The sequence below is a fragment of the Nocardia sichangensis genome, assembly GCF_047200615.1.
Classification (GTDB): Bacteria; Actinomycetota; Actinomycetes; order Mycobacteriales; family Mycobacteriaceae; genus Nocardia; species Nocardia sichangensis.
Genome location: NZ_JBJZOK010000017.1, coordinates 88,801 through 109,340, shown reverse-complemented (window position 1 = coordinate 109,340; position 20,540 = coordinate 88,801). Strand labels below are relative to the sequence as shown.

25 protein-coding genes are annotated in these 20,540 nt (G+C 69.2%); 14 read left to right on the top strand and 11 right to left on the bottom strand.

The genetic code is table 11. The annotated features are described in order from the left end of the window. The first annotated feature begins 3 nt into the window (after window positions 1-3). Both ACL03I_RS23455 and ACL03I_RS23450 read left to right on the top strand, forming a co-directional pair. Window positions 4-906 carry an ABC transporter ATP-binding protein gene (locus tag ACL03I_RS23455; protein WP_412806965.1) on the top strand — a complete coding sequence of 301 codons (903 nt, stop codon included), beginning with the start codon at window positions 4-6 and terminating at the stop codon, window positions 904-906. Next, on the top strand, window positions 903-1,766 hold the full coding sequence (locus ACL03I_RS23450; RefSeq protein ID WP_355079122.1) for an ABC transporter permease: 864 nt from the start codon (window positions 903-905) through the stop codon (window positions 1,764-1,766). The genes ACL03I_RS23455 and ACL03I_RS23450 overlap by 4 nt, the downstream gene beginning before the upstream one ends. A gap of 56 nt (window positions 1,767-1,822) precedes the next feature. Here the strand turns inward: ACL03I_RS23450 and ACL03I_RS23445 are convergent, their stop codons facing one another. Beyond that, the gene (locus tag ACL03I_RS23445) at window positions 1,823-2,434 is read right to left on the bottom strand and encodes a TetR/AcrR family transcriptional regulator (RefSeq protein WP_412806964.1); all 612 of its coding nucleotides are present in this window, start codon (window positions 2,432-2,434) and stop codon (window positions 1,823-1,825) included. A 109-nt stretch (window positions 2,435-2,543) separates the two neighbouring features. Here ACL03I_RS23445 and ACL03I_RS23440 point away from each other — a divergent pair, with 109 nt between their 5' ends. From ACL03I_RS23440 to ACL03I_RS23430, 3 genes are all read left to right on the top strand, one after another. Beyond that, entirely contained in the window at window positions 2,544-3,191 is a 648-nt protein-coding gene (locus ACL03I_RS23440) for an FMN-dependent NADH-azoreductase (RefSeq protein ID WP_355081672.1), read from the top strand. A gap of 1 nt (window position 3,192) precedes the next feature. Next, on the top strand, window positions 3,193-3,513 hold the full coding sequence (locus tag ACL03I_RS23435; protein WP_355081674.1) for a DMT family transporter: 321 nt from the start codon (window positions 3,193-3,195) through the stop codon (window positions 3,511-3,513). Between the two features lie 156 nt (window positions 3,514-3,669). Then, window positions 3,670-4,110, top strand: a complete 441-nt coding sequence (locus ACL03I_RS23430) for an OsmC family peroxiredoxin (RefSeq protein WP_355076714.1) — start codon at window positions 3,670-3,672, stop codon at window positions 4,108-4,110. A gap of 61 nt (window positions 4,111-4,171) precedes the next feature. On the opposite strand, the gene ACL03I_RS23425 is transcribed toward ACL03I_RS23430, so the two are convergent. From ACL03I_RS23425 to mhuD, 4 genes are all read right to left on the bottom strand, one after another. After that, window positions 4,172-4,495 carry a hypothetical protein gene (locus tag ACL03I_RS23425; protein ID WP_412806963.1) on the bottom strand — a complete coding sequence of 108 codons (324 nt, stop codon included), beginning with the start codon at window positions 4,493-4,495 and terminating at the stop codon, window positions 4,172-4,174. Window positions 4,496-4,530: 35 nt separating this feature from the next. Continuing rightward, on the bottom strand, window positions 4,531-5,337 hold the full coding sequence (locus ACL03I_RS23420; RefSeq protein WP_355076718.1) for a CbtA family protein: 807 nt from the start codon (window positions 5,335-5,337) through the stop codon (window positions 4,531-4,533). Further along, entirely contained in the window at window positions 5,328-5,522 is a 195-nt protein-coding gene (locus ACL03I_RS23415; protein WP_039794710.1) for a CbtB domain-containing protein, read from the bottom strand. The genes ACL03I_RS23420 and ACL03I_RS23415 overlap by 10 nt, the downstream gene beginning before the upstream one ends. 262 nt (window positions 5,523-5,784) lie before the next feature. Beyond that, window positions 5,785-6,099, bottom strand: a complete 315-nt coding sequence (gene mhuD / locus ACL03I_RS23410) for a mycobilin-forming heme oxygenase MhuD (RefSeq protein ID WP_355076719.1) — start codon at window positions 6,097-6,099, stop codon at window positions 5,785-5,787. 58 nt (window positions 6,100-6,157) lie between these two features. Between mhuD and ACL03I_RS23405 the strand changes: the two genes are divergently transcribed. Further along, window positions 6,158-6,904: an alpha/beta fold hydrolase gene (locus tag ACL03I_RS23405; RefSeq protein WP_355076721.1), complete on the top strand. Its 747-nt coding sequence runs from the start codon at window positions 6,158-6,160 to the stop codon at window positions 6,902-6,904. Between the two features lie 21 nt (window positions 6,905-6,925). Here ACL03I_RS23405 and ACL03I_RS23400 read toward each other — a convergent pair whose 3' ends face one another. Beyond that, complete coding sequence (locus ACL03I_RS23400; RefSeq protein WP_355076722.1) at window positions 6,926-7,846, bottom strand: A/G-specific adenine glycosylase; 921 nt, start codon at window positions 7,844-7,846, stop codon at window positions 6,926-6,928. A gap of 88 nt (window positions 7,847-7,934) precedes the next feature. Here ACL03I_RS23400 and ACL03I_RS23395 point away from each other — a divergent pair, with 88 nt between their 5' ends. Together ACL03I_RS23395 and ACL03I_RS23390 are read left to right on the top strand one after the other, a co-directional pair. Next, window positions 7,935-8,558 carry a carbonic anhydrase gene (locus tag ACL03I_RS23395; RefSeq protein ID WP_412806962.1) on the top strand — a complete coding sequence of 208 codons (624 nt, stop codon included), beginning with the start codon at window positions 7,935-7,937 and terminating at the stop codon, window positions 8,556-8,558. A gap of 124 nt (window positions 8,559-8,682) precedes the next feature. Next, window positions 8,683-9,330, top strand: coding sequence for a hypothetical protein (locus ACL03I_RS23390; RefSeq protein ID WP_356963566.1), 648 nt, complete (start codon window positions 8,683-8,685; stop codon window positions 9,328-9,330). 9 nt (window positions 9,331-9,339) lie between these two features. Here ACL03I_RS23390 and radA read toward each other — a convergent pair whose 3' ends face one another. Continuing rightward, window positions 9,340-10,737, bottom strand: a complete 1,398-nt coding sequence (gene radA / locus ACL03I_RS23385) for a DNA repair protein RadA (protein WP_355076728.1) — start codon at window positions 10,735-10,737, stop codon at window positions 9,340-9,342. 95 nt (window positions 10,738-10,832) lie between these two features. Beyond that, complete coding sequence (locus tag ACL03I_RS23380) at window positions 10,833-11,573, bottom strand: hypothetical protein (RefSeq protein ID WP_355076730.1); 741 nt, start codon at window positions 11,571-11,573, stop codon at window positions 10,833-10,835. Between the two features lie 399 nt (window positions 11,574-11,972). Here ACL03I_RS23380 and carD point away from each other — a divergent pair, with 399 nt between their 5' ends. From carD to ACL03I_RS23350, 6 genes are all read left to right on the top strand, one after another. Beyond that, window positions 11,973-12,461, top strand: coding sequence for an RNA polymerase-binding transcription factor CarD (gene carD / locus ACL03I_RS23375; RefSeq protein ID WP_011206964.1), 489 nt, complete (start codon window positions 11,973-11,975; stop codon window positions 12,459-12,461). A 2-nt stretch (window positions 12,462-12,463) separates the two neighbouring features. Continuing rightward, the gene (gene ispD / locus ACL03I_RS23370; protein ID WP_355076732.1) at window positions 12,464-13,189 is read left to right on the top strand and encodes a 2-C-methyl-D-erythritol 4-phosphate cytidylyltransferase; all 726 of its coding nucleotides are present in this window, start codon (window positions 12,464-12,466) and stop codon (window positions 13,187-13,189) included. A 2-nt stretch (window positions 13,190-13,191) separates the two neighbouring features. Further along, window positions 13,192-13,659, top strand: coding sequence for a 2-C-methyl-D-erythritol 2,4-cyclodiphosphate synthase (gene ispF / locus ACL03I_RS23365; RefSeq protein ID WP_062968866.1), 468 nt, complete (start codon window positions 13,192-13,194; stop codon window positions 13,657-13,659). A gap of 64 nt (window positions 13,660-13,723) precedes the next feature. Then, complete coding sequence (cysS, locus tag ACL03I_RS23360; protein WP_355076734.1) at window positions 13,724-15,130, top strand: cysteine--tRNA ligase; 1,407 nt, start codon at window positions 13,724-13,726, stop codon at window positions 15,128-15,130. After that, window positions 15,130-16,107, top strand: coding sequence for a 23S rRNA (guanosine(2251)-2'-O)-methyltransferase RlmB (rlmB, locus tag ACL03I_RS23355; protein ID WP_355076736.1), 978 nt, complete (start codon window positions 15,130-15,132; stop codon window positions 16,105-16,107). Before cysS ends, rlmB begins: the two co-directional genes overlap by 1 nt. A 259-nt stretch (window positions 16,108-16,366) precedes the next feature. Beyond that, on the top strand, window positions 16,367-16,645 hold the full coding sequence (locus ACL03I_RS23350; protein WP_412806961.1) for a DUF4190 domain-containing protein: 279 nt from the start codon (window positions 16,367-16,369) through the stop codon (window positions 16,643-16,645). Between the two features lie 88 nt (window positions 16,646-16,733). Here the strand turns inward: ACL03I_RS23350 and ACL03I_RS23345 are convergent, their stop codons facing one another. The 3 genes from ACL03I_RS23345 to ACL03I_RS23335 all read right to left on the bottom strand — a co-directional run bounded on the left by ACL03I_RS23345 (window position 16,734) and on the right by ACL03I_RS23335 (window position 19,892). Further along, window positions 16,734-17,540: an enoyl-CoA hydratase/isomerase family protein gene (locus ACL03I_RS23345; protein WP_355076739.1), complete on the bottom strand. Its 807-nt coding sequence runs from the start codon at window positions 17,538-17,540 to the stop codon at window positions 16,734-16,736. A 55-nt stretch (window positions 17,541-17,595) separates the two neighbouring features. Beyond that, entirely contained in the window at window positions 17,596-18,768 is a 1,173-nt protein-coding gene (locus ACL03I_RS23340; RefSeq protein ID WP_355076741.1) for an acyl-CoA dehydrogenase family protein, read from the bottom strand. 254 nt (window positions 18,769-19,022) lie between these two features. Continuing rightward, window positions 19,023-19,892 carry a metal ABC transporter permease gene (locus ACL03I_RS23335; protein ID WP_355076743.1) on the bottom strand — a complete coding sequence of 290 codons (870 nt, stop codon included), beginning with the start codon at window positions 19,890-19,892 and terminating at the stop codon, window positions 19,023-19,025. Window positions 19,893-20,540 lie beyond the last annotated feature (648 nt).

Genomic DNA, 20,540 nt, shown 5'->3' with positions numbered 1-20,540 from the left:
TGCATGGCAGATTCGATCGTGGTCACCCGAGGGCTGACCAAACGCTACGGGGAGCACACCGCTGTCGACGACGTGAGCATGAGCGTCGCGTACGGCGAGATCTATGGCTTCCTCGGCCCGAACGGTGCGGGCAAGACCACCACCCTGCGGATGCTGGCCGGGCTGATCCGTCCGAGCGAGGGTACGGCCACCGTCGCGGGGCATCGGCCCGGCGATCCAGCGGTGGTGCGCCGGATCGGCGTGCTCATCGAGGGTCCCGGGTTCTATCCCTACCTTTCCGGCCGGGACAACCTGCGCGTGCTCGCCGAATATCGCGGGCTCGGGCGCCCGGAGGTGGAGGACGCGCTCGAGCGAGTCGGGCTGGCGGGCCGCGCCGAGGACAAGTACCGGACCTACTCACTGGGCATGAAACAGCGCCTCGGCGTGGGCGCGGCATTGCTGGGCAACCCCGACCTGCTCATCCTGGACGAGCCGACCAACGGCCTCGACCCTGCCGGTATGGCCGAAATGCGGGAGCTGATCACCGCTTTGGCCGCAGAGGGGCGCACGGTGCTGCTGTCGAGTCACATGCTCAGCGAAGTCCAGGCGATCTGCGACCGGGTCGGCGTGATCTCGCAGGGCAGGCTGCGCACCGAAGCGACGGTCGCGCAGTTGCGCGGCAACTCGTCGCTGGTGGTGCGGGCGGAGCCGGTGGAGGTGGCTCTGCCCGCGGTGCGCGGGCTGGTGGGTGGACGTTCGGCGCTGTTGACCGCGAGCGGCATTCGGATCGAGTCGGACACCGTCACCGCGCCCGCCGTGGCGCGTGCGGTCGTGGCGGCGGGCGCGGACCTACTGGAGCTGCGGGTCGAGGAGAAGTCCCTGGAAGAAGTGTTCTTCGAGATGACGCGATGGGAGGCGGCGCGATGAACGGCATGGCGATCCGGGACCTGATCGCGAGCACGAATGCCGAGATGCTGCGGCTGCGAAAGTGGCCGGCATTCTGGATCGTTCTCGGAACTTGGATTCTGCTGAACCTCACGTTCGCGTATCTGTTCAACTATCTGGCCTACACCTCCGGGGGATCGAGCCGGATGTCCAACGGGCTGCCGCGCGAGGCATTGCTGCGACAGATGCTGCCCGCGGCGGTTCCCGAAGTATTCACCCAAGGCATGGCCATGTTCGGCGGCGCGCTGATGCTCGTCCTCGGCGCGCTGACCGTGGGTAGCGGATACGGCTGGGGAACCTGGAAAACCGTTTACACCCAAGGGCCTTCGCGCGTGCAAGCGGTCGCCGCGGTGGTGGTGAGTCTCGCGACCGTGGTGGTGGCGCTGGTGTGTGCGGCATTCGTCGTCGACATCGCGGTCGCCGCGCTGATCGCGGCGTCCCAGTCGCAGGCGCTCACCATGCCCGCACTGGATCGGTCGCTCCTCGGAATTTCCACCGGCGTGGCCATTCTCGGTATGTGGACGTTGGCGGGGGCGCTGATCGGCGCGATCGCCCGTGGGCCCGCGCTCGCGGTGGGCCTCGGCCTGGTCTGGGTGCTGGTGGTGGAGAACCTGTTGCGCGGCGTGGCCGGGATCTTCGCGCCGATCGAGGTGGTCACCGATCATCTGCCCGGCACGGCGGCCGGGTCGCTGGCCGGAGCGATGCGCACCGTGGACGGTCCCGCCACGCCCGGTGTGCTGCAGATTCTTTCGCCGACGGAATCGCTGGTCGTGCTGGCCGTCTATTCGGTGCTGTTCGCGGTCGGCACGGTTTGGCTGATGCGCAGACGCGATCTGGTGTGAGCGACGAGGGGTATCGAAACCGGTGGTTGTCCACCGCCGGTTTCGTTTTCGTGGAATCACCCTGGACCGAGAATGGTTTCGGCGATCATCCGCAGCGCGTGGGCGATCTGTCCGGAGGTCAAGCCGCGCTCACGTTGTTGCCGGTAGACCTCCGCTGCCAGCGGCGCGAGCAGCGGGTCGACCAATGCGTCCGGTTCGTGCATGCCCGCCGCGACCAGCAGTCCTCGTACATGCGCGTACCAGAAGCCGTAAGCACCGGTCGTGAAGCGTGCGCCGCCGATCTCGGCGCCCAGCACCAGATGCGCGTGTGTGTCGAGCAATTCGACCATCGCGGCGTAGAACGCGGCCAGCCGCTGTGCGGGGGGAGCTCCGGGGCCGAGCGGCGGAGGACCGGAAAGCAGTTTCTCTTGCAACGCTCGTTCGTGTTCGTCCAGCAGGGCTACCGCCACCGAGTTGGTGTCCGGATAACGCCGGTAGAGGGTGCCTCGGCCGACGCGGGCGGCCTTCGCGATGTCGTCCATCGTCACCGTGCGGGGATCTCGGGCGGCGAACAACTCCGCGGCGGCGGCGAGCACTTTGGCCCGGTTGCGTGCGGCGTCCGCGCGTTCGGGCGGGGTCGCCGACCGGCCCGGCCCGTGACCGGCGAGCAGGTCGGATCGGGGTTCCATGCCCGTGACTGTAGCCGATTCGGCAATAAGTGGACAATATGTCCACATTCACCGTATCGTCGATCTCGGAAGGAATCGGACGCTATGTCCACTTAATCGGAGGTCGGTCATGAGAACCTTGTTGCATCTGGATGCCAGCGCCCGGCGACGGTCGATCAGCCGGGAATTGAGCGCCGCCTTCGCGGACGCGTGGCGCGCACGGCACCCGGACGGCGGCTACCACTACCGTGACCTCGCGGCCGACCCGGTGCCGTTCATCGGGGAGGGGTGGACTCAGCTGTGCGACGCTGTGCTCACCCTGCCGAACACGGACGTAGAACGAATCGGTGAATTGGTGCGCACTCCCGAACATGCCGCCGCGTGGGAGATCGTCGAGCCCCTGCTGGCCGAGTTGCTTGCGGCGGATGTGATCCTGATCGGCACCCCGATGTACAACTACTCGATTCCGGCTTCGCTCAAGGCCTGGCTGGACCAGGTGACATTTCCGCGAATGTCGCTCGGCCACCGAAAGTTCGTCGTGACCAGCGCACGCGGCGGCGCCTACTCGCCCGGCGCTCCGAAAGCGGCCTACGACTATCAAGAGCGCTTCCTGCGCGACTTCTTCGCGGGCCATTTCGCGGTTTCCGACACCGTTTTCGTGCACGCGGAACTAGCCAATTCCCGCCAGGACCCAGCGCTGGCACACCTGCGTGCCGAGCACGACACGTCCTACGTCCGCGCTCTGGCCGCCGCGCGCGCTCTGGCCGGGGAGCACTGACGTGAACTGGGTAGTCCTCGCCGCCGCCGGAGTGGTGGAAATCGTCTGGTCGCAGAGCATCAAACCGACCGAGAACTTCACCAGGCTCGTCCCGACCCTGATCTGCTTCGTTCTCGGCGTCACCGCCGTGTATCTGCTGTCGCGCGCCATGCAGACGTTGCCGGTGGGCACCGCCTACGCCGTGTTCACCGGCATCGGCGCGCTCGGCGCGATCACCCTCGGCATCGTCGTCCACAAGGACCCGCTCGGTGCGGGGCGCTTGCTGGCCCTGGCGTTGATCCTCGGCGGCATCGTGCTGGCGAGGATCACGAATCCGGAGTAGAACTCCGCGCGGATTCGTTTGGCGCGCCGCTGCTTTACCGCGCGGCGCGCGCCCGGGGCGTCGGGCGAACCCGATCGGCGAACAGGTGGGCCGGGACGAATCGGCCGGGGTAGGTTCGTGCTGAATCGTGAAACGATCATCGGCGAAAGGACCGTGATGCCCACACGTACCGCGCGTACCGCCTGGACCGGCACCCTGCAGGAGGGTTCGGGCCAGGTCGAACTGGCCAGTTCGGGGGTCGGTAAGTACGACGTGTCGTTCCCCAAGCGCTCCGCCGAGGAGGCCGACGGCACCACCAGCCCGGAGGAACTGATCGCGGCCGCGCACTCCTCGTGCTACGCGATGGCGCTGTCGGCGCAGATCGGCAACGCGGGCGGCACCCCGGACAGCCTGGACGTCACCGCCGACGTGACCCTCGGCCCCGATCCGGCGGGCGGCTTTCGGATCACCGGGATCAAGCTGACCGTTCGCGGTCGCGTCTCCGGCATCGACGCCGACGCCTTCCAGGCCGCCGCCGAAGCCGCCAAGGCGGGCTGCCCCGTCAGCAAGGCCCTCGCCGGCGTCGACCACATCACCCTCGACGCCGCACTCGCGTAGTCCGCGCAGGCTTCGTGCCCCGCACCGGGACAGGTGCGGGGCACGAAGCCGTTGGGGGCAGTCAGCGTTTGCGGAAGTAGCGCCGGGCGTGGCGGGTGTAGAGAGCCGGGATGGCGATCAGCAGGTGGGCCCAGCGGTCGCCGTAGGTCATGCGCACCGCGACGGCCAGCACCAGAAGGTAGAGCGCCGCGCGGAACCCCAACCCCGTCGCGAGGCTCGCCGGGTCGGCAGTCGAGAACGCGCGGACGGCTCGCGTGATCGCCTCGGCGCCACCCGCGACCAACGCGACGACCAGCGCGACGAACGCGACGCGGACGGCGTGCGGCGGTCCACCCGGGTGGACACGCGGCGAAGCGGGCCAGACGGAAAAGGCAGTGCCGGTCATGGGACCGACACTGCCTGAATGTTTCCGGACGCGAATCACTCCCCGGTAGCGGCGGCTACCGGTACCCGGGTATCGGTACGCGTCGCGAACTCGGTGAGCGCCGCGAAACCGAGAGCAAGGCAGGCCCACAGGGTCGCGGTCTCGGCCAGCGACGCCACCCGGAACTGCCACAGCAGGGTGGCCGGGAAATCCGCGCTCACCTCGTTCACGCCGGGCAGCAGGACGTAGCCGAGGGTGGTGACCAGTACGAACGCGGCGACGCCACCGATCAGCCGGAAAGTGGGCAATTGCGCGCGCAGCGCGGTGAACGCCGCCACCGCCGCACCGACCGCCACGATGCCGAGCACGACGGCCGCCACCCACAGCAGGGTGCGTTCGTTGATGGTGTCCGGGTCGCCCACCGCCGGTGGGTTGGCCGGGTACTTGAAGAAAGGCACCGCGACGATCGCGGCCCAACCGGCCACACCGAGCGTCAGCGCGAGCCGCGGCCCGGACAGCGTGGTGTGGCGCCGCGCGAAATGCGCGACCGAGGCGTAGATGGCGCCGAGAGCGAGACCGGCCAACCCCAGGGCGAGAAACTGTCCGAACTTCTGGCCGCCGCGGCTCACCAGCGGTTCTTCCTCGTCACCGTGGGAATGCCCGCCAGGAGATTCGGCGTGCTCGCCGTGAGAGTGCCCGTCAGCGGCTCCGGCGTGTTCGCTGTGCGCTTCCTCGATGGCGATGGCCGCTTCCACCTTGGGTTCGCCGACGAAATAACCGACTGTGGCGGCCAGCAGCCCGGCGATCAGACCGGCCAGCAGGCCGCGCAACAGCAGTGTTCGGAGTGAACCGATCAGTGGCACGGAAGCCCCAGCAGGTGGCGTCCGTCGTGCATCAGCTCATGCAGATACATCCCGCTGCGCGAGATGACGCCCTGGTCGAAACCGACCAGGTACAGCGTGAGCAGTGCGAGAAGAACGACACCGACCGTGACGAGCACGGTGGCCAGGGAATCGGTTGCCCGGCTGGGTGAATGCGCGATGGCCATTCGAGTCCTCCTTGGGATACGCGTCCCGTAGGGTGGTGGCGCGACGGTGCCGGTGTCTGGCTTTCCGGCACCGGACTCGGTGCGTGGAACACAGTGGCGCGACCGCTCCGGAATCGCACCGGAATTACCGCGTCACCCTCGCGTTTGTCCTTCGAACTGTGACACCCGCACACCCCCGGCGTCAACCGGGTCCGGCACGGGCGTACCACGGCGTCGGGCGAGTCGCCGGGCAGGCGGGCCTGCCCGGCGGTGGGCCTCGGACTCAGTCGGCGGGCTTCGCGTCCACGTCGAGCACGACCTCGAACTCGAGCAGCGACGCACCGGTCGAGACCGGCTTCTGCCGCTCGCCCGCGTGCGCCTCGCGCGCAGGTCCGTCCCGCCAGGCCGCGAAGGACTCTTCCGAATCCCATTGGGTGACCACGAAATACCGCTTCTCTCCGGCCACCGGGCGCAGCAGCTGGAAGCCGAGGAAGCCGGGGGAGTTCTCGACCGCGTGCGCACGGTGGGCGAACCGCTTCTCCAGCTCGGGGCCCGCGCCCTCGGGAACCTCGATCGCGTTGATCTTCACAACAGCCATGTGTCCAAGCTAGCGGCTGATGCCGAGCAGATGCTCGGTGCCTCGTATTGTCGAACCGATGTTGCACGACGAAGGCGGAGCAGGCGCGCCGATCCTGCTGTTGCACGGCCTGATGGGCAGCGCGCGCACCTGGCGCGATCAGCTGGACTGGCTGCGCGAGCACGGCCACGTCTACACCTTCGACGCCGCCGGGCACGGCAGGCCCGCACCCGAGAAATTGACGACCGAGGCCTTCATCGCGGACCTCGCCACGGGCACCGCCGCGATCGCGGAACCGATGGTGGTGATCGGGCATTCGATGGGTGCGCTGCACGGCTGGGTGTTCGCGGCGACTCACCCCGACCGGGTGCGGGCGCTGGTGATCGAGGACATCGCGCCGGATTTCACCGGCCGCACCGCGACGCACTGGGCGGCGATGATCGAGGCCTGGCCGCAGCCATTCCCTGACGACGAAGCCGTACTGTCCTTCTTCGGGCCGGTCGCCGGGCGATATTTCCTGAACTCTTTCGAACGCGGGCCGGAGGGATACCGGCTGCACGGGTCGGTCACCACTTTCCGCGATATCTCCGAGGAGTGGGGGACGCGGGATTTCTGGCAGCACTGGCATGCGGTGCGAGTGCCCGCCCTGCTGCTGGAGGGCGAGCACAGCATCACACCGCCGGGGCAGATGCGGCAGATGGCCGCCGACCATCCGGGCGCCGACTATGTCTTGGTGCCCGGTGCGGGACACCTCGTGCACGACGACCAACCGGAGCGCTACCGAGCGGAGGTCGAGCGCTTCCTGCGGCGGGTCCTTGGCAGCTAGGGCAGGAGTCCATCTCGGCGTTCAGCTGTCGGCCCCAGGAGTCCCGCCCTCGCCCGCCAATGCGAACAACCCGCCGGGCGTTTGTTCGATCAGTCCGTCCACCAGCAGCGAGTCCAACGCGCGGTCGCGCTGGCCCGGGTCGCGAGTCCAGGCCAGATCCAGGCGCACCCGCTCCACCGGGCCGCTCGCGGCGCGCAGCACGTCCAACAGCCGACCGCGCGCTTGGCGATCGGTGCCCTCGTACTTCTGCGTGCGGCGGACCACTTCGCTCACCGGTCGCCCGGCGGTGACCCACGCGCAGCTCGGCAGCGGGCAGCGCGAGCAATCGGGGGTGCGGGCGGTGCACACGGTCGCACCCAGTTCCATGAGGGCGGCGGAGAACACCGCGGCCCGATCGATCCGCAGCGGCAGCAGCGCCTCGGTCTCGGGGAGATCGCGCGACGACGGGTTGCCCGCTTCCGCGCGCCCGTGCACCGCCCTGGCAACCACCCGGCGGACGTTCGTGTCCACCACCGGAACGCGTTGTCCGTAGGCGAAACAGGCGACGGCGCGCGCGGTGTACGCGCCGATGCCCGGTAGCCCGAGCAGTACCTCCACGTCGGCGGGCACCTCGTCGCCGTGCTCGCTCGCCAGCACCCTCGCGCACTCGTGCAGCCGCAGCGCACGGCGCGGGTACCCGAGCTTGCCCCAGGCACGCAGCACTTCCGCCTGCGACGAGGCGGCCATCGCCGAAGGGACCGGCCAGCGCGCCACCCATTCCCGCCAGATCGGCTCGACCCGGACCACGGGCGTTTGCTGAAGCATGATCTCGCTCATCAGGATCTGCCACGCCGTGACGCCGGGGCGGCGCCACGGCAGATCCCGGGCGGTCTCCTGGTACCAGTCCAGCAACGTGTCGGCGTCGATGCCGTTCGGTGCGCCGTTCCGCACTGTCCTCACCATCCCCGTACTACTGCCGCCAGACGGTATTTGCCCGCCTGTAACCGGCCGAACTCGCTGGTAACCGTAACTGTCCTGCACAATGGTCGGTATGCCGGATTCCAACCCGATCAGTGCCTGGAAGTCCCTGCGCGAAGGCAACGAGCGCTTCGTCAGCGGTGCGCTGCTGCATCCTAGCCAGGGCGCCGCAGACCGGGCCAAACTCGTCAGCGGCCAGCACCCGCACGCGATCCTGTTCGGTTGCGGTGACTCCAGGGTCGCCGCCGAATTGATCTTCGACCAGGGCCTCGGCGACATGTTCGTGGTGCGTACCGCGGGCCATGTGGTCGACAGCTCGGTGCTCGGCTCGATCGAGTACGGGGTGCAGGTGCTCAACGTGTCGCTCATCGTAGTGCTCGGGCACGACAGCTGCGGAGCCGTGAAGGCCACTATCGACGCGCTCGACGGCGGCGAGGTGCCCGGCGGATTCATCCGCAGCGTGGTCGAGCGGGTCGCGCCGTCCATCCTGGTCGGACGGCGCGAAGGCCTGTACACCGTCGACGAGATGGAGGCCAGGCACGTGGTGGAGACCAGCCGCCTGCTCATGCAGCGGTCGATGATCATCTCGCAGCGGGTCGCGACCGGTGAGTGCGCCATCGCCTGCGTGACCTACAAACTGGCCGAGGGCAAAGTGCAGTTGCACCGGGTTGTCGGCAACATCGGCGAGGTGGTCTGAGGCTGCCGCGCGCCCGCCATCGCCCCAGCGTGCCGGCGGAATGTACTCGTCGCCCGCGGGTGCGGGCGGCCGACACGCCGTGCCCCTGAGACGATGCGCCCGATGGTGCCCTTACCGTTGAGGCGTGCTGGAACCGAATGGACCGCTGCCACCGGAGATCTACTGGCGTCGACGCGTGTTCGCCATCGGGATCCTGGTGGTGGCCCTGGCGCTGGTGATCTGGGTCGTGCTCGCGGTCGCGCGTGGCGGCGACTCGCCCGGTGACACCGCGGCCGCCGGGACCAGCTCGGTCGTGACCAAGTCCGCCGACGCGGCGGCCAAGCCGTCGGGCGAGTCCGGCGCGCCGAAGTCGTCCGCGGCGGCAACCAGCGTCGCGGCAGGCCCGTGCCCGGACCAATCGCTGGCGATCAAGGTGACCGTCGAGCAGCCCACCTACAAGACGGGCGAGCAGCCGGTGTTCGGGATCGTCATCACCAACATCTCGGCGATGGCCTGCACCCGCGATATGGGTTCCGGTCTGCAACAGGTGTCGGTGCACACGCTCGACGGCCAGCGGCGCCTGTGGTCGAGCACCGACTGCTACCCGGACGGCCAGCCCGACGTCCGCACGATGAGCCGCGGCGAGCAGGCCGCGTTCACGGTGACCTGGTCGGGCACCACATCCCAGCCCAACTGCGCGGGCGAACGCGTCCAAGTCCCACCGGGTGCGTACAGCGTTGTCGCGCAATTGGGTTCGGTACGCAGCATGGCCGAGCCGTTCAACATCGCTTGAGAGGGTAGGTCAGCTGGCGGCCTCCTCAGGGGCGGCGCGTAGTTTGCGCAGGCCCGCTATGCGGATGGCGGAGCGGAGGTCGGTGACCTCGTGAATCTTCATGGTGCTTTTCACCGGGGCGAGGCCGGGGGGTACCAGGGCGGTGGTGAAGCCGAGGCGTTCGGCTTCGGCCAGTCTGCGGTTGAGGCCGGTTACCTTGCGGACCTCACCGGCCAGTCCGACCTCACCGAGGATCACCCAGCCCGGGGGGATCGGGACGTCGGACTCGGCGCTGGCGATGGCGAGCGCGATGGCCAGGTCGGCGGACGGCTCGACCAGGCGCATGCCGCCGACCGTCGCGGCGTAGACGTCGCTCTTGCCGACGAACACCCGGCCGCGGCTCTGCAGGACGGCCAGCACCATGGCGACCCGGTTGTAGTCCAGACCGCTCACCGCGCGGCGCGGCTGCGGAATCTCGGTCTTCACGGTCAGGCCCTGCACCTCGCCGACCAGCGGACGCTTGCCGTCCATCGCGACGGTCACCGCCGTGCCCGGCACGGAATCCGTTCGATGGTGCAGGAACAGGCCGGACGGGTCGTCGACACAGGCGATGCCGTCCTCGTGCAGCTCGAAGCAGCCCACCTCGTCGGCGCTGCCGAAGCGGTTCTTGATGCCGCGCACCATGCGTAACGTGGAGTTCTTGTCGCCTTCGAACTGGAGGACCACGTCGACCAGGTGCTCGAGCGTGCGCGGGCCCGCGACGTTGCCGTCCTTGGTGACGTGCCCGACCAGCAGCACCGCGATCCCGCTCGCCTTGGCCAGCGAGGTCAGCGCGGCGGTCACCTCGCGCACCTGGGTGACGCCGCCGATCACGCCGTCCACCTCCGGGGCGAGCATGGTCTGCACCGAGTCGACCACCAGAAGCGTCGGCCGCACCTGCTCGACGTGTCCCAGCACGATCGACAGGTCCGATTCCGCCGCCAGATAGACCCGGTCGTGCACCGCGCCGGTGCGATCGGCCCGCAGCCGGACCTGCCCCGCCGACTCCTCGGCGGTGACGTACAGCGACTTCTCGTCGCGCTGAGCCGCCCAGCGATGCGCCACCTCGAGCAGCAGCGTCGACTTGCCCACCCCCGGCTCGCCGGACAGCAACACCACCGATCCCGGCACCACCCCGCCGCCGAGCACGCGGTCCAACTCGGTGACGCCCGTCGGCCGCGCTCTGGTGACCTTGGAATCGATCTGCGAAATCGGCGCGGCCGCGGTGCTCGGCAACATCGCCTTGCGCCCAGGAGACCCGACCGCACCCGCCGCGGCGACTACTTCGTCGACGGTGCCCCAAGCCCCGCATTCGGGGCACTTGCCCACCCATTTGGCGACTTCATGCGAACAGGCGGAGCAGCGGAAGGTCGGCTTGGTCTTTGCCACACCGGCACCATACGCACCAGGGCCGACAGTGTTGGATTTGCCGCGACTGCGTCGCGAACACGCAGCGCCGCAGGCGCTGCGAATCAGACACAGCCTCAGTGACCGCCGGTGTGCTCGGCTTCGGCCGGGCCCGACTTGTCGGACTCGTGGCGCTCGGTGTGCTGGCCCGCGTCGACCGGGACCTGGACCTGGACGGTGCCGTTCTGCTTGAAGTTGAACGAGACGTTGTAGGTCAGGCCGGGGGCGATGTCCTTGGTCAGGCCGGTGATCTCGATCAGGATCGGGTTGGCCTCCGGGTCCTCGGCGGCGGCCGGGGAGCCGTGCGACTCGGCGGTGGTGGTCGGCGCGGCGGAGCGCGGCGCTGAGGTGGGCGCACCGGCGCTCGTGGTCGGCGCGGCGCTGGTGGTGGTCGACGCGGCCTCGCGCTTGACCGGCTGGCTCGCCGCGACGACGGTCTGCTGCGGGGCGAGTTCGACGACCGACTTGCCGGAGGCGGGGGTGATCTTGACGGTGCCGAGGTCGGTCGTGATGCTGGTCAGCTCGTCGGGGACGGACTCGCCGTTGTTGATGATGGACAGCGCGATGAGCGCCTTGCCGCCCTTGGCGTTGTTGTACGCGGTGCCCTCGGACGGGTACACGATGTGCACGTTGCGCAGCGCGATGCGGCCCACGTCGGCGTGGTTGCCGTTCACGGCGGCGACCTGTTCGGCGGTCTGCGCGATCTGGCCCGCGCCGCAGCCGGACAGCGCGATCGCCGCTCCGGCGGCGAGTGCGGCAACCGTCACCATGCGACGTCGCGCCCCCTTCGGGGCGGTCACAGCTTTCAGGGCAGTCACGGGTTGTCCCTCCATGTCGACCGGGCTCTGGCTCCGCGCGGGAGCGTAGTAACTAGGCAGCGTAGTAGTTCCCTCGAGAGCCCGGGCGCGGGGGCCGGGTCGAACTCGGGGTTCGGCCCGGGCGCATGCGACGGGGCCACGGGGGCGTCCGCGCCGACACCCGGCGTGTCGATAACGGTTCGATCGAACTTCGGAGGTTGCCACGAAGGTGCCGGCGCGTGGGCGGCGAGCGGCGCCGACTCCAGCCGGGAGATAACCCGTTCTGGCACAACGTAATGCACACAGCCTGGCATCTGTCAAGCCCCACGGTTGCCTCGTTGTGGCCCTGACCTGCACAGTTGATCGCGCCGTTATCGAGTCGCATGTTAAACTGTGAACATCGAAAGGGGCACGGGACACATGATTTTTAAGGTCGGAGACACCGTCGTTTACCCCCACCACGGAGCGGCGCTGATCGAAGCAATCGAGACTCGCACCATAAAGGGTGAGCAAAAAGAGTATCTGGTCCTGAAGGTCGCCCAAGGCGATCTCACTGTTCGGGTTCCCGCGGAGAACGCCGAATACGTCGGCGTGCGTGACGTCGTGGGTCAGGAGGGTCTCGATCGGGTCTTCCAGGTGCTTCGCGCGCCGCATACGGAGGAGCCGACCAACTGGTCCCGCCGCTACAAGGCCAACCTCGAGAAGCTCGCTTCCGGCGATGTGAACAAGGTGGCCGAGGTCGTCCGCGATCTGTGGCGCCGGGAACAGGACCGCGGCCTGTCCGCGGGTGAGAAGCGCATGCTCGCCAAGGCTCGGCAGATTCTTGTCGGTGAGCTCGCGCTGGCCGAAGGCACCGATGACGGCAAGGCTGAGACCCTGCTCGATGAGGTCCTCGCAGCGGCTTCCTGACCGTGAACACACCTGACAACGGTGTCCGTTCCACCGACGGACCCGTCGTTGCTCTGGTGCCTGCCGCCGGTCGTGGCGTGCGTCTGGGTGAATCCGCACCCAAGGCGTTCGTCCCGGTCGGCGGCACACCCATGGTCCGGCTCGCCGTCGAAGGCTTGATCGCCTCCGGCGCGGTCGAGCGGATCATCGTGATGGTTCCCGCCGAACTCGTCGACAGCGCCGTTGCCCTGCTGCCGCCCACGAATTCGGTCCAGGTGGTCGTCGGCGGCGCCGAACGCATCGACTCGGTGCGGGCGGGTATCGCCGCGGCGCCCGACGCCGCCTACTTTCTGGTGCACGACGCCGCCCGAGCGCTCACGCCGCCCGAGCTCATCGCCCGGGTCGCGGCGGAACTGCGGGCGGGCCGTCCCGCCGTGGTCCCCGGGCTCCCGGTGGCCGACACCATCAAGTCCGTCGACGCGGTCGGCGCGGTGACCGGCACGCCCGACCGCGCCCGGTTGCGCGCGATCCAGACGCCGCAGGGTTTCGCGGCCGACTTGCTGCGCTCCGCCTACGCGCCCGAGGGCATCCAGGCGACCGATGACGCGGGCCTGGTCGAGCGGCTGGGCGTCGCGGTCCACACCATTCCCGGCGATCCGCTCGCCTTCAAGATCACCACTCCACTCGACCTCCGGCTCGCCGACGCGGTGCTCGACGGCGCGGGCATCGGACGGGCGGTGACGCCGTGACCATGCGCGTCGGCATCGGCAGCGACGTCCATCCGATCGAAGCGGGCAGGCCCTGCTGGATGGCCGGTCTTCTGTTCGACGGCGACGACGGCTGCGCGGGCCACTCGGACGGCGACGTCGCCGCGCACGCCCTCTGCGACGCGCTGCTGTCCGCGGCGGGCCTCGGCGATGTCGGCGCGGTATTCGGCACCGGACGCCCCGAATGGGCGGGCGTCTCCGGCGCGGCCATGCTGAAGGAAGTGCGCCGCCTGCTGGACGAGGCGGGCTTCGAGGTGGTCAACGCCGCGGTGCAGGTGATCGGCAATCGCCCCAAGATCGGGCCTCGGCGCGCCGAGGCGCAACAGGTACTCGGCGAGCTCCTCGACGCCCCGGTCTCGGTGTCCGGCACCACCACCGACGGGCTCGGCCTGACCGGTCGCGGCGAGGGCGTCGCCGCCGTGGCGACGGCCTTGCTGCAAGCCTGTCGTTGATCCAGCTCCGACGGACCCGAGCCGGTCCGTGAACGACCTTATACACCAGCTAGGATCGACTGCCGTGACGCTGCGCCTCTTTGACACCGACACGCGGACCGTGCGCGATTTCGCGCCCTTGGTCCCCGGCCGTGCTTCGGTGTACCTCTGTGGCGCTACCGTGCAGGGCGAGCCGCACATCGGCCATGTGCGTAGCGGAGTCGCGTTCGACGTGCTGCGACGCTGGCTGCTCGCGCATGACATCGACGTCTTCTTCATCCGCAACGTCACCGATATCGAGGACAAGATCCTCACCAAGGCCGCCGAGGCGGGCAGGCCGTGGTGGGAGTGGGCCGCCACGCACGAGCGCGCCTTCGATCGCGCCTACGAACGGCTCGGTGTGCTGCCGCCATCCGCGGAGCCCAGGGCCACCGGCCACATCACGCAGATGGTCGAGATGATGCGGCGGCTGATCGATCGCGGTCACGCCTACGCTTCGGAGGGCAACGTCTACTTCGACGTGGTCAGTTACCCCGATTACGGCAAGCTGTCCGGCCACAAGCTCGACGACGTGCATCAAGGCGAGAGCGCGGGCGAAGGCAAACGCGATCCGCGTGACTTCACCTTGTGGAAGGCGGCCAAGCCGGGCGAGCCGACCTGGCCGTCCCCGTGGGGCCCCGGCCGCCCCGGCTGGCACCTGGAGTGCTCCGCGATGGCCGAGTTCTATCTCGGTGCGGAATTCGACATCCATTGCGGCGGAATGGATCTGGTGTTCCCGCACCATGAGAACGAGATCGCCCAGTCGAAGGGCGCCGGTGACGGCTTCGCCAGGTACTGGCTGCACAACGGCTGGGTGACCATGGGCGGGGAGAAGATGTCCAAGTCGCTGGGCAACGTGCTCTCCGTGCCGAACGTGCTGAAGCAGGTGCGGGCCGTCGAACTGCGGTTCTACCTGGGTAGCGCGCACTACCGCTCGATGCTGGAGTACTCGGACAAGGCGCTGCACGACGCGGCGCAGTCCTATCAGCGCATCGAGGCGTTCGTGAACCGGGTGGTGGACCGGGCCGGTGAGATCCCGGTGGGCAAGTGGACCGACGCGTTCGCCGCCGCGCTCGACGACGATCTCGCGGTGCCGAAGGCGCTGGCGGAGATCCATCGCGCGGTGCACGAGGGCAACAAGGCGCTGGAGGTCGGCGCGATCGACTCCGCGCGCGACCTGGCGAGCCAGGTGCGTGCCATGCTCGCCATTCTCGGTGTCGACCCGCTCGATCCGCACTGGTACACACCGAGCGATTCCTCGGCCGCGCTCGGCGCGCTGGACGTGCTGGTGCGTGCGGAACTCGACCGCCGTCAGGAGGCGCGGGCCGCGAAGGACTGGGCGGCCGCCGACGCCGTGCGCGATCGTCTGCAGTCCGCGGGGATCGAGGTCACCGACACGGCCGGCGGTCCCGAATGGGCGCTCGGTGCGCCGCAACCCGGAAAGGCCAAGTGATGGCAGGCAATTCGCAGCGCCGCGGCGCGGTCCGCAAGAGCGGCAGCAAGAAGGGCGCCGTGGTCGGCTCCGGCGGCAAGCGCAGGCGCGGACTGGAGGGGCGTGGCGCCACCCCGCCCGCGGAGATGCGCACCAAGCATCCCGCCGCCAAGCGCGCGGTCGCGAAAACCAAAGCCGCGCAGGGCCGTCCGTCCGCTCGTGGCGCGGCGGCACGGCCCGCCGGACGCAAGACCGAGGACGGGCCGGAGTTGGTGCTCGGGCGCAACCCGGTGGTCGAGTGCTTGCGTGCCGGCGTGCCCGCGACGGCACTGTACGTCGCGGTCGGCACCGAGAACGACGACCGGCTGACCGAGAGCGTGCGGCTGGCCGCCGACACCGGTATCTCCATCCTGGAGGTGCCGCGCACCGACTTGGATCGGTTGAGCGCCAACGGTTTGCACCAGGGTGTGGCGCTCCAAGTGCCGCCGTATCGCTACGCCCACCCGGACGATCTGCTCGACCGGGTGCGCAACGCCGCCGAGCCCGCGTTGCTGGTGGCGCTGGACAACATCTCCGATCCGCGCAATCTGGGCGCGGTGGTGCGTTCCGTGGCGGCTTTCGGTGGCCACGGCGTCCTGATCCCGCAGCGACGCAGCGCGAGCGTCACCGCGGTGGCCTGGCGCACCAGCGCGGGCGCCGCCGCTCGGCTTCCGGTCGCCCGCGCGACCAATCTCACTCGCACGCTGAAGGATTGGGCGGCTCAGGGCATTCAGGTCGTCGGCTTGGACGCCGGTGGCGATACCACGCTGGACGATTTCGACGGTCGCGAGCCGACCGTGATCGTGGTCGGCTCGGAGGGCAAAGGACTGTCCCGCCTGGTGCGGGAGTCCTGTGACTCGATCTTGTCGATTCCGATGGCGGGCCCGGTGGAATCGTTGAACGCGTCGGTCGCCGCCGGTGTGGTGCTGTCCGAAGTCGCCCGCCAACGCCGCGCCTGAGCACGTTCCCGTGCTGGACTCCCGTTGCCCGGCTCCGGGTGTCCCACGTCGCACTGGCACGCTCCGAGCTGCGGACGGCTCGTAGTTCGCGACGAAAAACGCAGCGCAACAACTGATCTAGCCAGAACATGGGTAGCTCACCGGGCACGCCCAGAACCCGAGTACCACTGAACGCAGGACCTGCCCCCGAATCTCGCGGCTCCCGACCCATACGGCCTAAAAACCCGGAGACGCCGAGGAGCCCAGTAGAATTCGGCTGGTGGTGATACCCAATCAGCCCATTGGCGCGCCGGTCGAACATCCGAATGCGACGGCGGTGTTGTTTCTCGGCGCGGCGAGCGTCCTCTGCTGCGGAGTGCTGGGGCCGGTGGCGTGGACGCTGGGACGGCGCGCGCTCGACCAGATCGAGGAATCCGGTGGCGCGTACGGTGGTCGCGCTCAGGTGGTGGTCGGCTACGTCCTCGGCGTCATCGGCACCGTCCTGATGATCGTCTTCGCGCTGCTGTTCCTGTTCATCGTGCTCGGCGGTAATGCTTGAGCGGCGCTGACCGAGTCCCGCGTGGGGCGGAGGGGCGCTACCGCCGGCGGTGACATTCCGCGGCATCGCACTCAGCCGGGCGAGCCGCCTAGTCCAGACTGGGCCGTTCGCGCCCGGCGGTGTCCCAGGCGGGCCATTCCGTGCTGACGCTGCCCGACCAGCTGGGCTGCCTGCGATCCCGGAACGCGGCCATGGCCTCGCCGCCGTCGATGCTCTTGGTCGCGTGCTGGTTGAGATCGGTTTCCAGTTGACCGACCATGGCCGGGTTCATCCCGAGCCCCTCCCAGAGCAGCCGCTTGGACAGTGCCACCGGTAGTGGCGCCGAGCCGTTCGCGATGTCGTGCGCGACGGCCAGCGCCGTCGGTAGCACCTCGCCCGCGGGCAGCGAGCTGTTGGCCACGCCCATCGCCTTCGCCTCGTCGCCGTCGAAGGTGCGCCCCGTCAGCATGATGTCGGCGGCGTTGGCCATGCCGACCAGCCTGGGTAGCGTCCAGTGCGCGTAGCCGTCGGCCAGCACGCCGCGGCGGACCTGATTCAGCCCGTACACCGCGTCGCGTGCCATGTACCGCAGATCGCACTGCAAGGCCAGGGCCAAGCCGATGCCGACCGCGTGGCCGTTGACGGCCGCGATCACCGGTTTGCGCACCCGCCACGGCGGCGGATCGATGGTGGCGCTGACCTCGCCCACCCGATTGGACAGGTCCGCGCCCGCGCAGAACGCGGGCGGGGTGCCGGTGATGATCACGGCACGGATGGCGTCTTCCGAATCGCAGCGCTGCAACGCGGCGCCCAACTCGGCGGCCATCGTGGGGGTGAAGGCATTCTGCTGGGCGGGCCGGTTGAGCGTGAGCACGGCGACGCCCCGGGAGACGTCGACGTGCAGTTCCGAACTCATGCCACAGGATGTTAGCCGACGCGCGCGCAGCTGACCCGGGGCCGAAAGTCCTCGGCTATCCGCGCAGCACCTTGCGCCCGATGGCGTACTTGTGCACCTCGGTGGGCCCGTCGTAGAGGCGGAAGGCGCGCATGTCCCGGAAGATCATCTCGACGACTGTCTCGTCGCTGATCCCGATGCCGCCGAGCACCTGCACGCAGCGGTCGGCGACCTTGAACAACTCCTCGGACACGAACGATTTGGCGATCGAACTCTCGTGCCGTGCCTTCTCGCCGTTGTCCATCAGCCAGCACGCGTGCCAGATGGTCAGCCTGCACTGGTGCAGGGCGATCTCGTTGTCGGCGAGCATGAACGACACGCCCTCGTGTTCGCCGATCGGCTTGCCGAACGCGGTGCGGGTGCGCGCGTGCTCGACGGCGATGCTCTGGGCGCGTTCGGCCGCGCCGAGCCACCGCATGCAATGGGTCAGGCGGGCCGGGGCGAGCCGGAGCTGGGCGTAGCGCAGCGCCTGGCCCGCCTCGCCGAGCAGCGCTTCCCTGGGCAGAGTCAGGTTGTCGAAGCGGACCACACCGTGCCCGGCGACGTAGTTGCGGTCCATCGTGTTCATCGTGCGTTCGATGACGATGCCGGGTTCCGCGCCGTCGGCCAGGAACAGCGTTGGGCCCTCGGGCAGATGCGGGTTGGCGGCGAGGCGGGCCATGATGATCCAGGTCTTCGCGCCGTTCGCCCCGGTGATCAGCCATTTGCGGCCGTTGATGGTGAAGTTCTCGCCGTCGAAGGCGGCGCTGGTGGCCAGCTGGGCCGGGTCGGAGCCGGCCCCGTCGGGCTCGGTCATGGCGAAGACCGAACGCTGGTGGCCCGCGACCACGGGGGCCAGGTAACGCTGGACCTGGTCGGGATCGGCCACCTTGGACAGCAGGAACATGTTGCCCTCGTCGGGCGCCGCGCAGTTCATCGCGACCGGGCCGAGCGTGGACCAGCCCGCCGCCTCGTAGATCACCGCCTGCTCGATGTGGGTCAGTCCGCGTCCGCCGAGCGACTCGGGCGCCTGCACGGTGAGCAGCTTCTCGGCGCGGGCGAGTTCGACGAGTTCCTGCCGCAGCTCGTCGGTCGGCCCGTGCGCGGTCAGGCGCGGGTCGCGCTCGTAGGGGACGATCTTGTCGATGACGAAGCGGCGCACTCGGTCGCGTTCGGCGGCGAGGTCGGCGGGAATCGCGAAGTCGATCATCGTTGGTCACCATTCGTTCGGGGGGCGCGATGAGTCGAGCATACGAAAGCATTCGCCAACGACTGAAGGCGGCTGCCATCAAGTTGGTCCGGTTTCCGTGCTAGGCGCTGATCAGCACTGATAGCCGCTGGACTGGCGGTCGCGGCACCGCTCGGCGTTGCGCTCGCCATGAGGTCACCGCCATCACCCGGACGTCGATCGCGAGAACTTCTCGACATGCCGGTGCGGCGTCAGTAGACCGGCGCGCGACGCCTTCAGCGGGCGTGCGCGAGTCTGCGGTCACGGGTGCCGAGCAGGCGGCAGGCGAGGTAGATCAGGAACGAGATCGTGGTGACGAAGGTCGAGACGGGGACGCCAGGCGCGAGCGACAGCAGGATGCCGCCGACGGCGGCGATCTCAGCGAACACCACGGCGAGCACGGTCGCTCGAACCGGGTCCGCGGTGAGCTGGGCGGCTGCGGCGGCCGGGGTGATCAGCAGGGCGAGGACCAGCAGCGCGCCGACGATCTGCACCCCGAACGCCGCCGTGATGCCCAGCAGGACGGCGAACACGATGGACAGCGCCCGCACCGGGACACCGCGCGCCACGGCCACTTCCGGGTCGGAACTGGCGAACAGTAGCGGCCGGTAGACGAAGGCCAGCACCGCGATCACTCCGGCGGTGCAGACGGCGAGCAGGCCGAGCCCGTTGTTGCCGACGCTGACCACTTGGCCGGTCAGCAGGGAGAATTTCGATCCCGCGCGATCGGGGCCCAACCACAGGAACAGCACCGAGAGTCCGAGCCCGAACGAGAGCACCACGGCGATCACCGAATCGCGTTCCCGCGCCCGCGCGCCGAGCAGGCCGAACAACACCGCCGCGACCACCGACCCCGCGATGGCCCCCAAACCGACGCCGACACCGGCCAGCAGCGCGGCGGCGGCTCCGGTCAACGAAAGCTCGCTGGTGCCGTGCACTGCGAACGACATCTGCCTGCTGATGATCAGCGGACCGATCACGCCGGACAGCAGCCCCAGTAGGGCCGCCGCGAGCAGCGCCTGCTGGACGAAACCGTAGGACAGCAGGTTCGCCGTGGTGCCGAAGTCGAGCATCTTGCCGAGGACGCTGGAGAGCTTGTCGGTCACGAACGCACTCCGCTCTGCTCGGGATCCGCCGTCGGACGGTCGCCGTCGCCTTGGCCACGCTCCGCCGAAGCGTGGGCCGCCGTCGAACCGTTGCCGTGGATCGGGTGTCCGGACGCCACGTCGCCCGTTGCCGCGTTGCCGTTCGCCGGGCTGGGCGATGTGTCGACCGCGGATGCCAGGCTGCTCGATGTCGGTTCGGTCATCGGCGCACTGCTCACCGCCGGTTCGTTGGTCTTCGGGTCGATCGGCGTCGAGCCACCACTCGTCACATCGATGGTCGAGGGTGGGTCCGAGTTCGGGCGCACGGCGGTCGTCGGGACTGCCGGTGTTCGTTCGGCCGGAGCGGTGCCGCGGGTCGCCGCGTGGCCGGCTCGTGTGCCGGTTCCCGTGTCGGTCGAGGTAGCGGCGCCGCGTGCCTCGTCGGTGGTCGGCGATCGGCCTGAAGTCGGGGCGGCGGTCGTCGGGACTGCCGGTGTTCGTTCGGCCGGGGCGCTGCCGTTGATTGCCGAGCGGCTGGTTCGTGTGCCGGTTTCCGTGTCGGTCGAGGTAGCGGCGACGGCGGCATGCGCTGAGGTCGGTGCTGAGGGGACCGGCTCTTCGACGGATCCCGTGGTCGAGGTGGCGTCATCGTCCGGTGCGGGGCTACCG

Coding starts and splice junctions, on each gene's coding strand:
- ispF (WP_062968866.1), top strand. CDS start 13,192: ATGCGCGTCGGCATCGGCAGCGACGTCCATCCGATCGAAGCGGGCAGG.
- ACL03I_RS23405 (WP_355076721.1), top strand. CDS start 6,158: ATGTTGCACGACGAAGGCGGAGCAGGCGCGCCGATCCTGCTGTTGCAC.
- ACL03I_RS23395 (WP_412806962.1), top strand. CDS start 7,935: ATGCCGGATTCCAACCCGATCAGTGCCTGGAAGTCCCTGCGCGAAGGC.
- ACL03I_RS23345 (WP_355076739.1), bottom strand. CDS start 17,540: ATGAGTTCGGAACTGCACGTCGACGTCTCCCGGGGCGTCGCCGTGCTC.
- ACL03I_RS23445 (WP_412806964.1), bottom strand. CDS start 2,434: ATGGAACCCCGATCCGACCTGCTCGCCGGTCACGGGCCGGGCCGGTCG.
- ACL03I_RS23455 (WP_412806965.1), top strand. CDS start 4: ATGGCAGATTCGATCGTGGTCACCCGAGGGCTGACCAAACGCTACGGG.
- carD (WP_011206964.1), top strand. CDS start 11,973: ATGATTTTTAAGGTCGGAGACACCGTCGTTTACCCCCACCACGGAGCG.
- ACL03I_RS23400 (WP_355076722.1), bottom strand. CDS start 7,846: ATGGTGAGGACAGTGCGGAACGGCGCACCGAACGGCATCGACGCCGAC.
- ACL03I_RS23415 (WP_039794710.1), bottom strand. CDS start 5,522: ATGGCCATCGCGCATTCACCCAGCCGGGCAACCGATTCCCTGGCCACC.
- ACL03I_RS23450 (WP_355079122.1), top strand. CDS start 903: ATGAACGGCATGGCGATCCGGGACCTGATCGCGAGCACGAATGCCGAG.
- ACL03I_RS23440 (WP_355081672.1), top strand. CDS start 2,544: ATGAGAACCTTGTTGCATCTGGATGCCAGCGCCCGGCGACGGTCGATC.
- mhuD (WP_355076719.1), bottom strand. CDS start 6,099: ATGGCTGTTGTGAAGATCAACGCGATCGAGGTTCCCGAGGGCGCGGGC.
- ACL03I_RS23340 (WP_355076741.1), bottom strand. CDS start 18,768: ATGATCGACTTCGCGATTCCCGCCGACCTCGCCGCCGAACGCGACCGA.
- ACL03I_RS23430 (WP_355076714.1), top strand. CDS start 3,670: ATGCCCACACGTACCGCGCGTACCGCCTGGACCGGCACCCTGCAGGAG.
- ACL03I_RS23425 (WP_412806963.1), bottom strand. CDS start 4,495: ATGACCGGCACTGCCTTTTCCGTCTGGCCCGCTTCGCCGCGTGTCCAC.
- rlmB (WP_355076736.1), top strand. CDS start 15,130: ATGGCAGGCAATTCGCAGCGCCGCGGCGCGGTCCGCAAGAGCGGCAGC.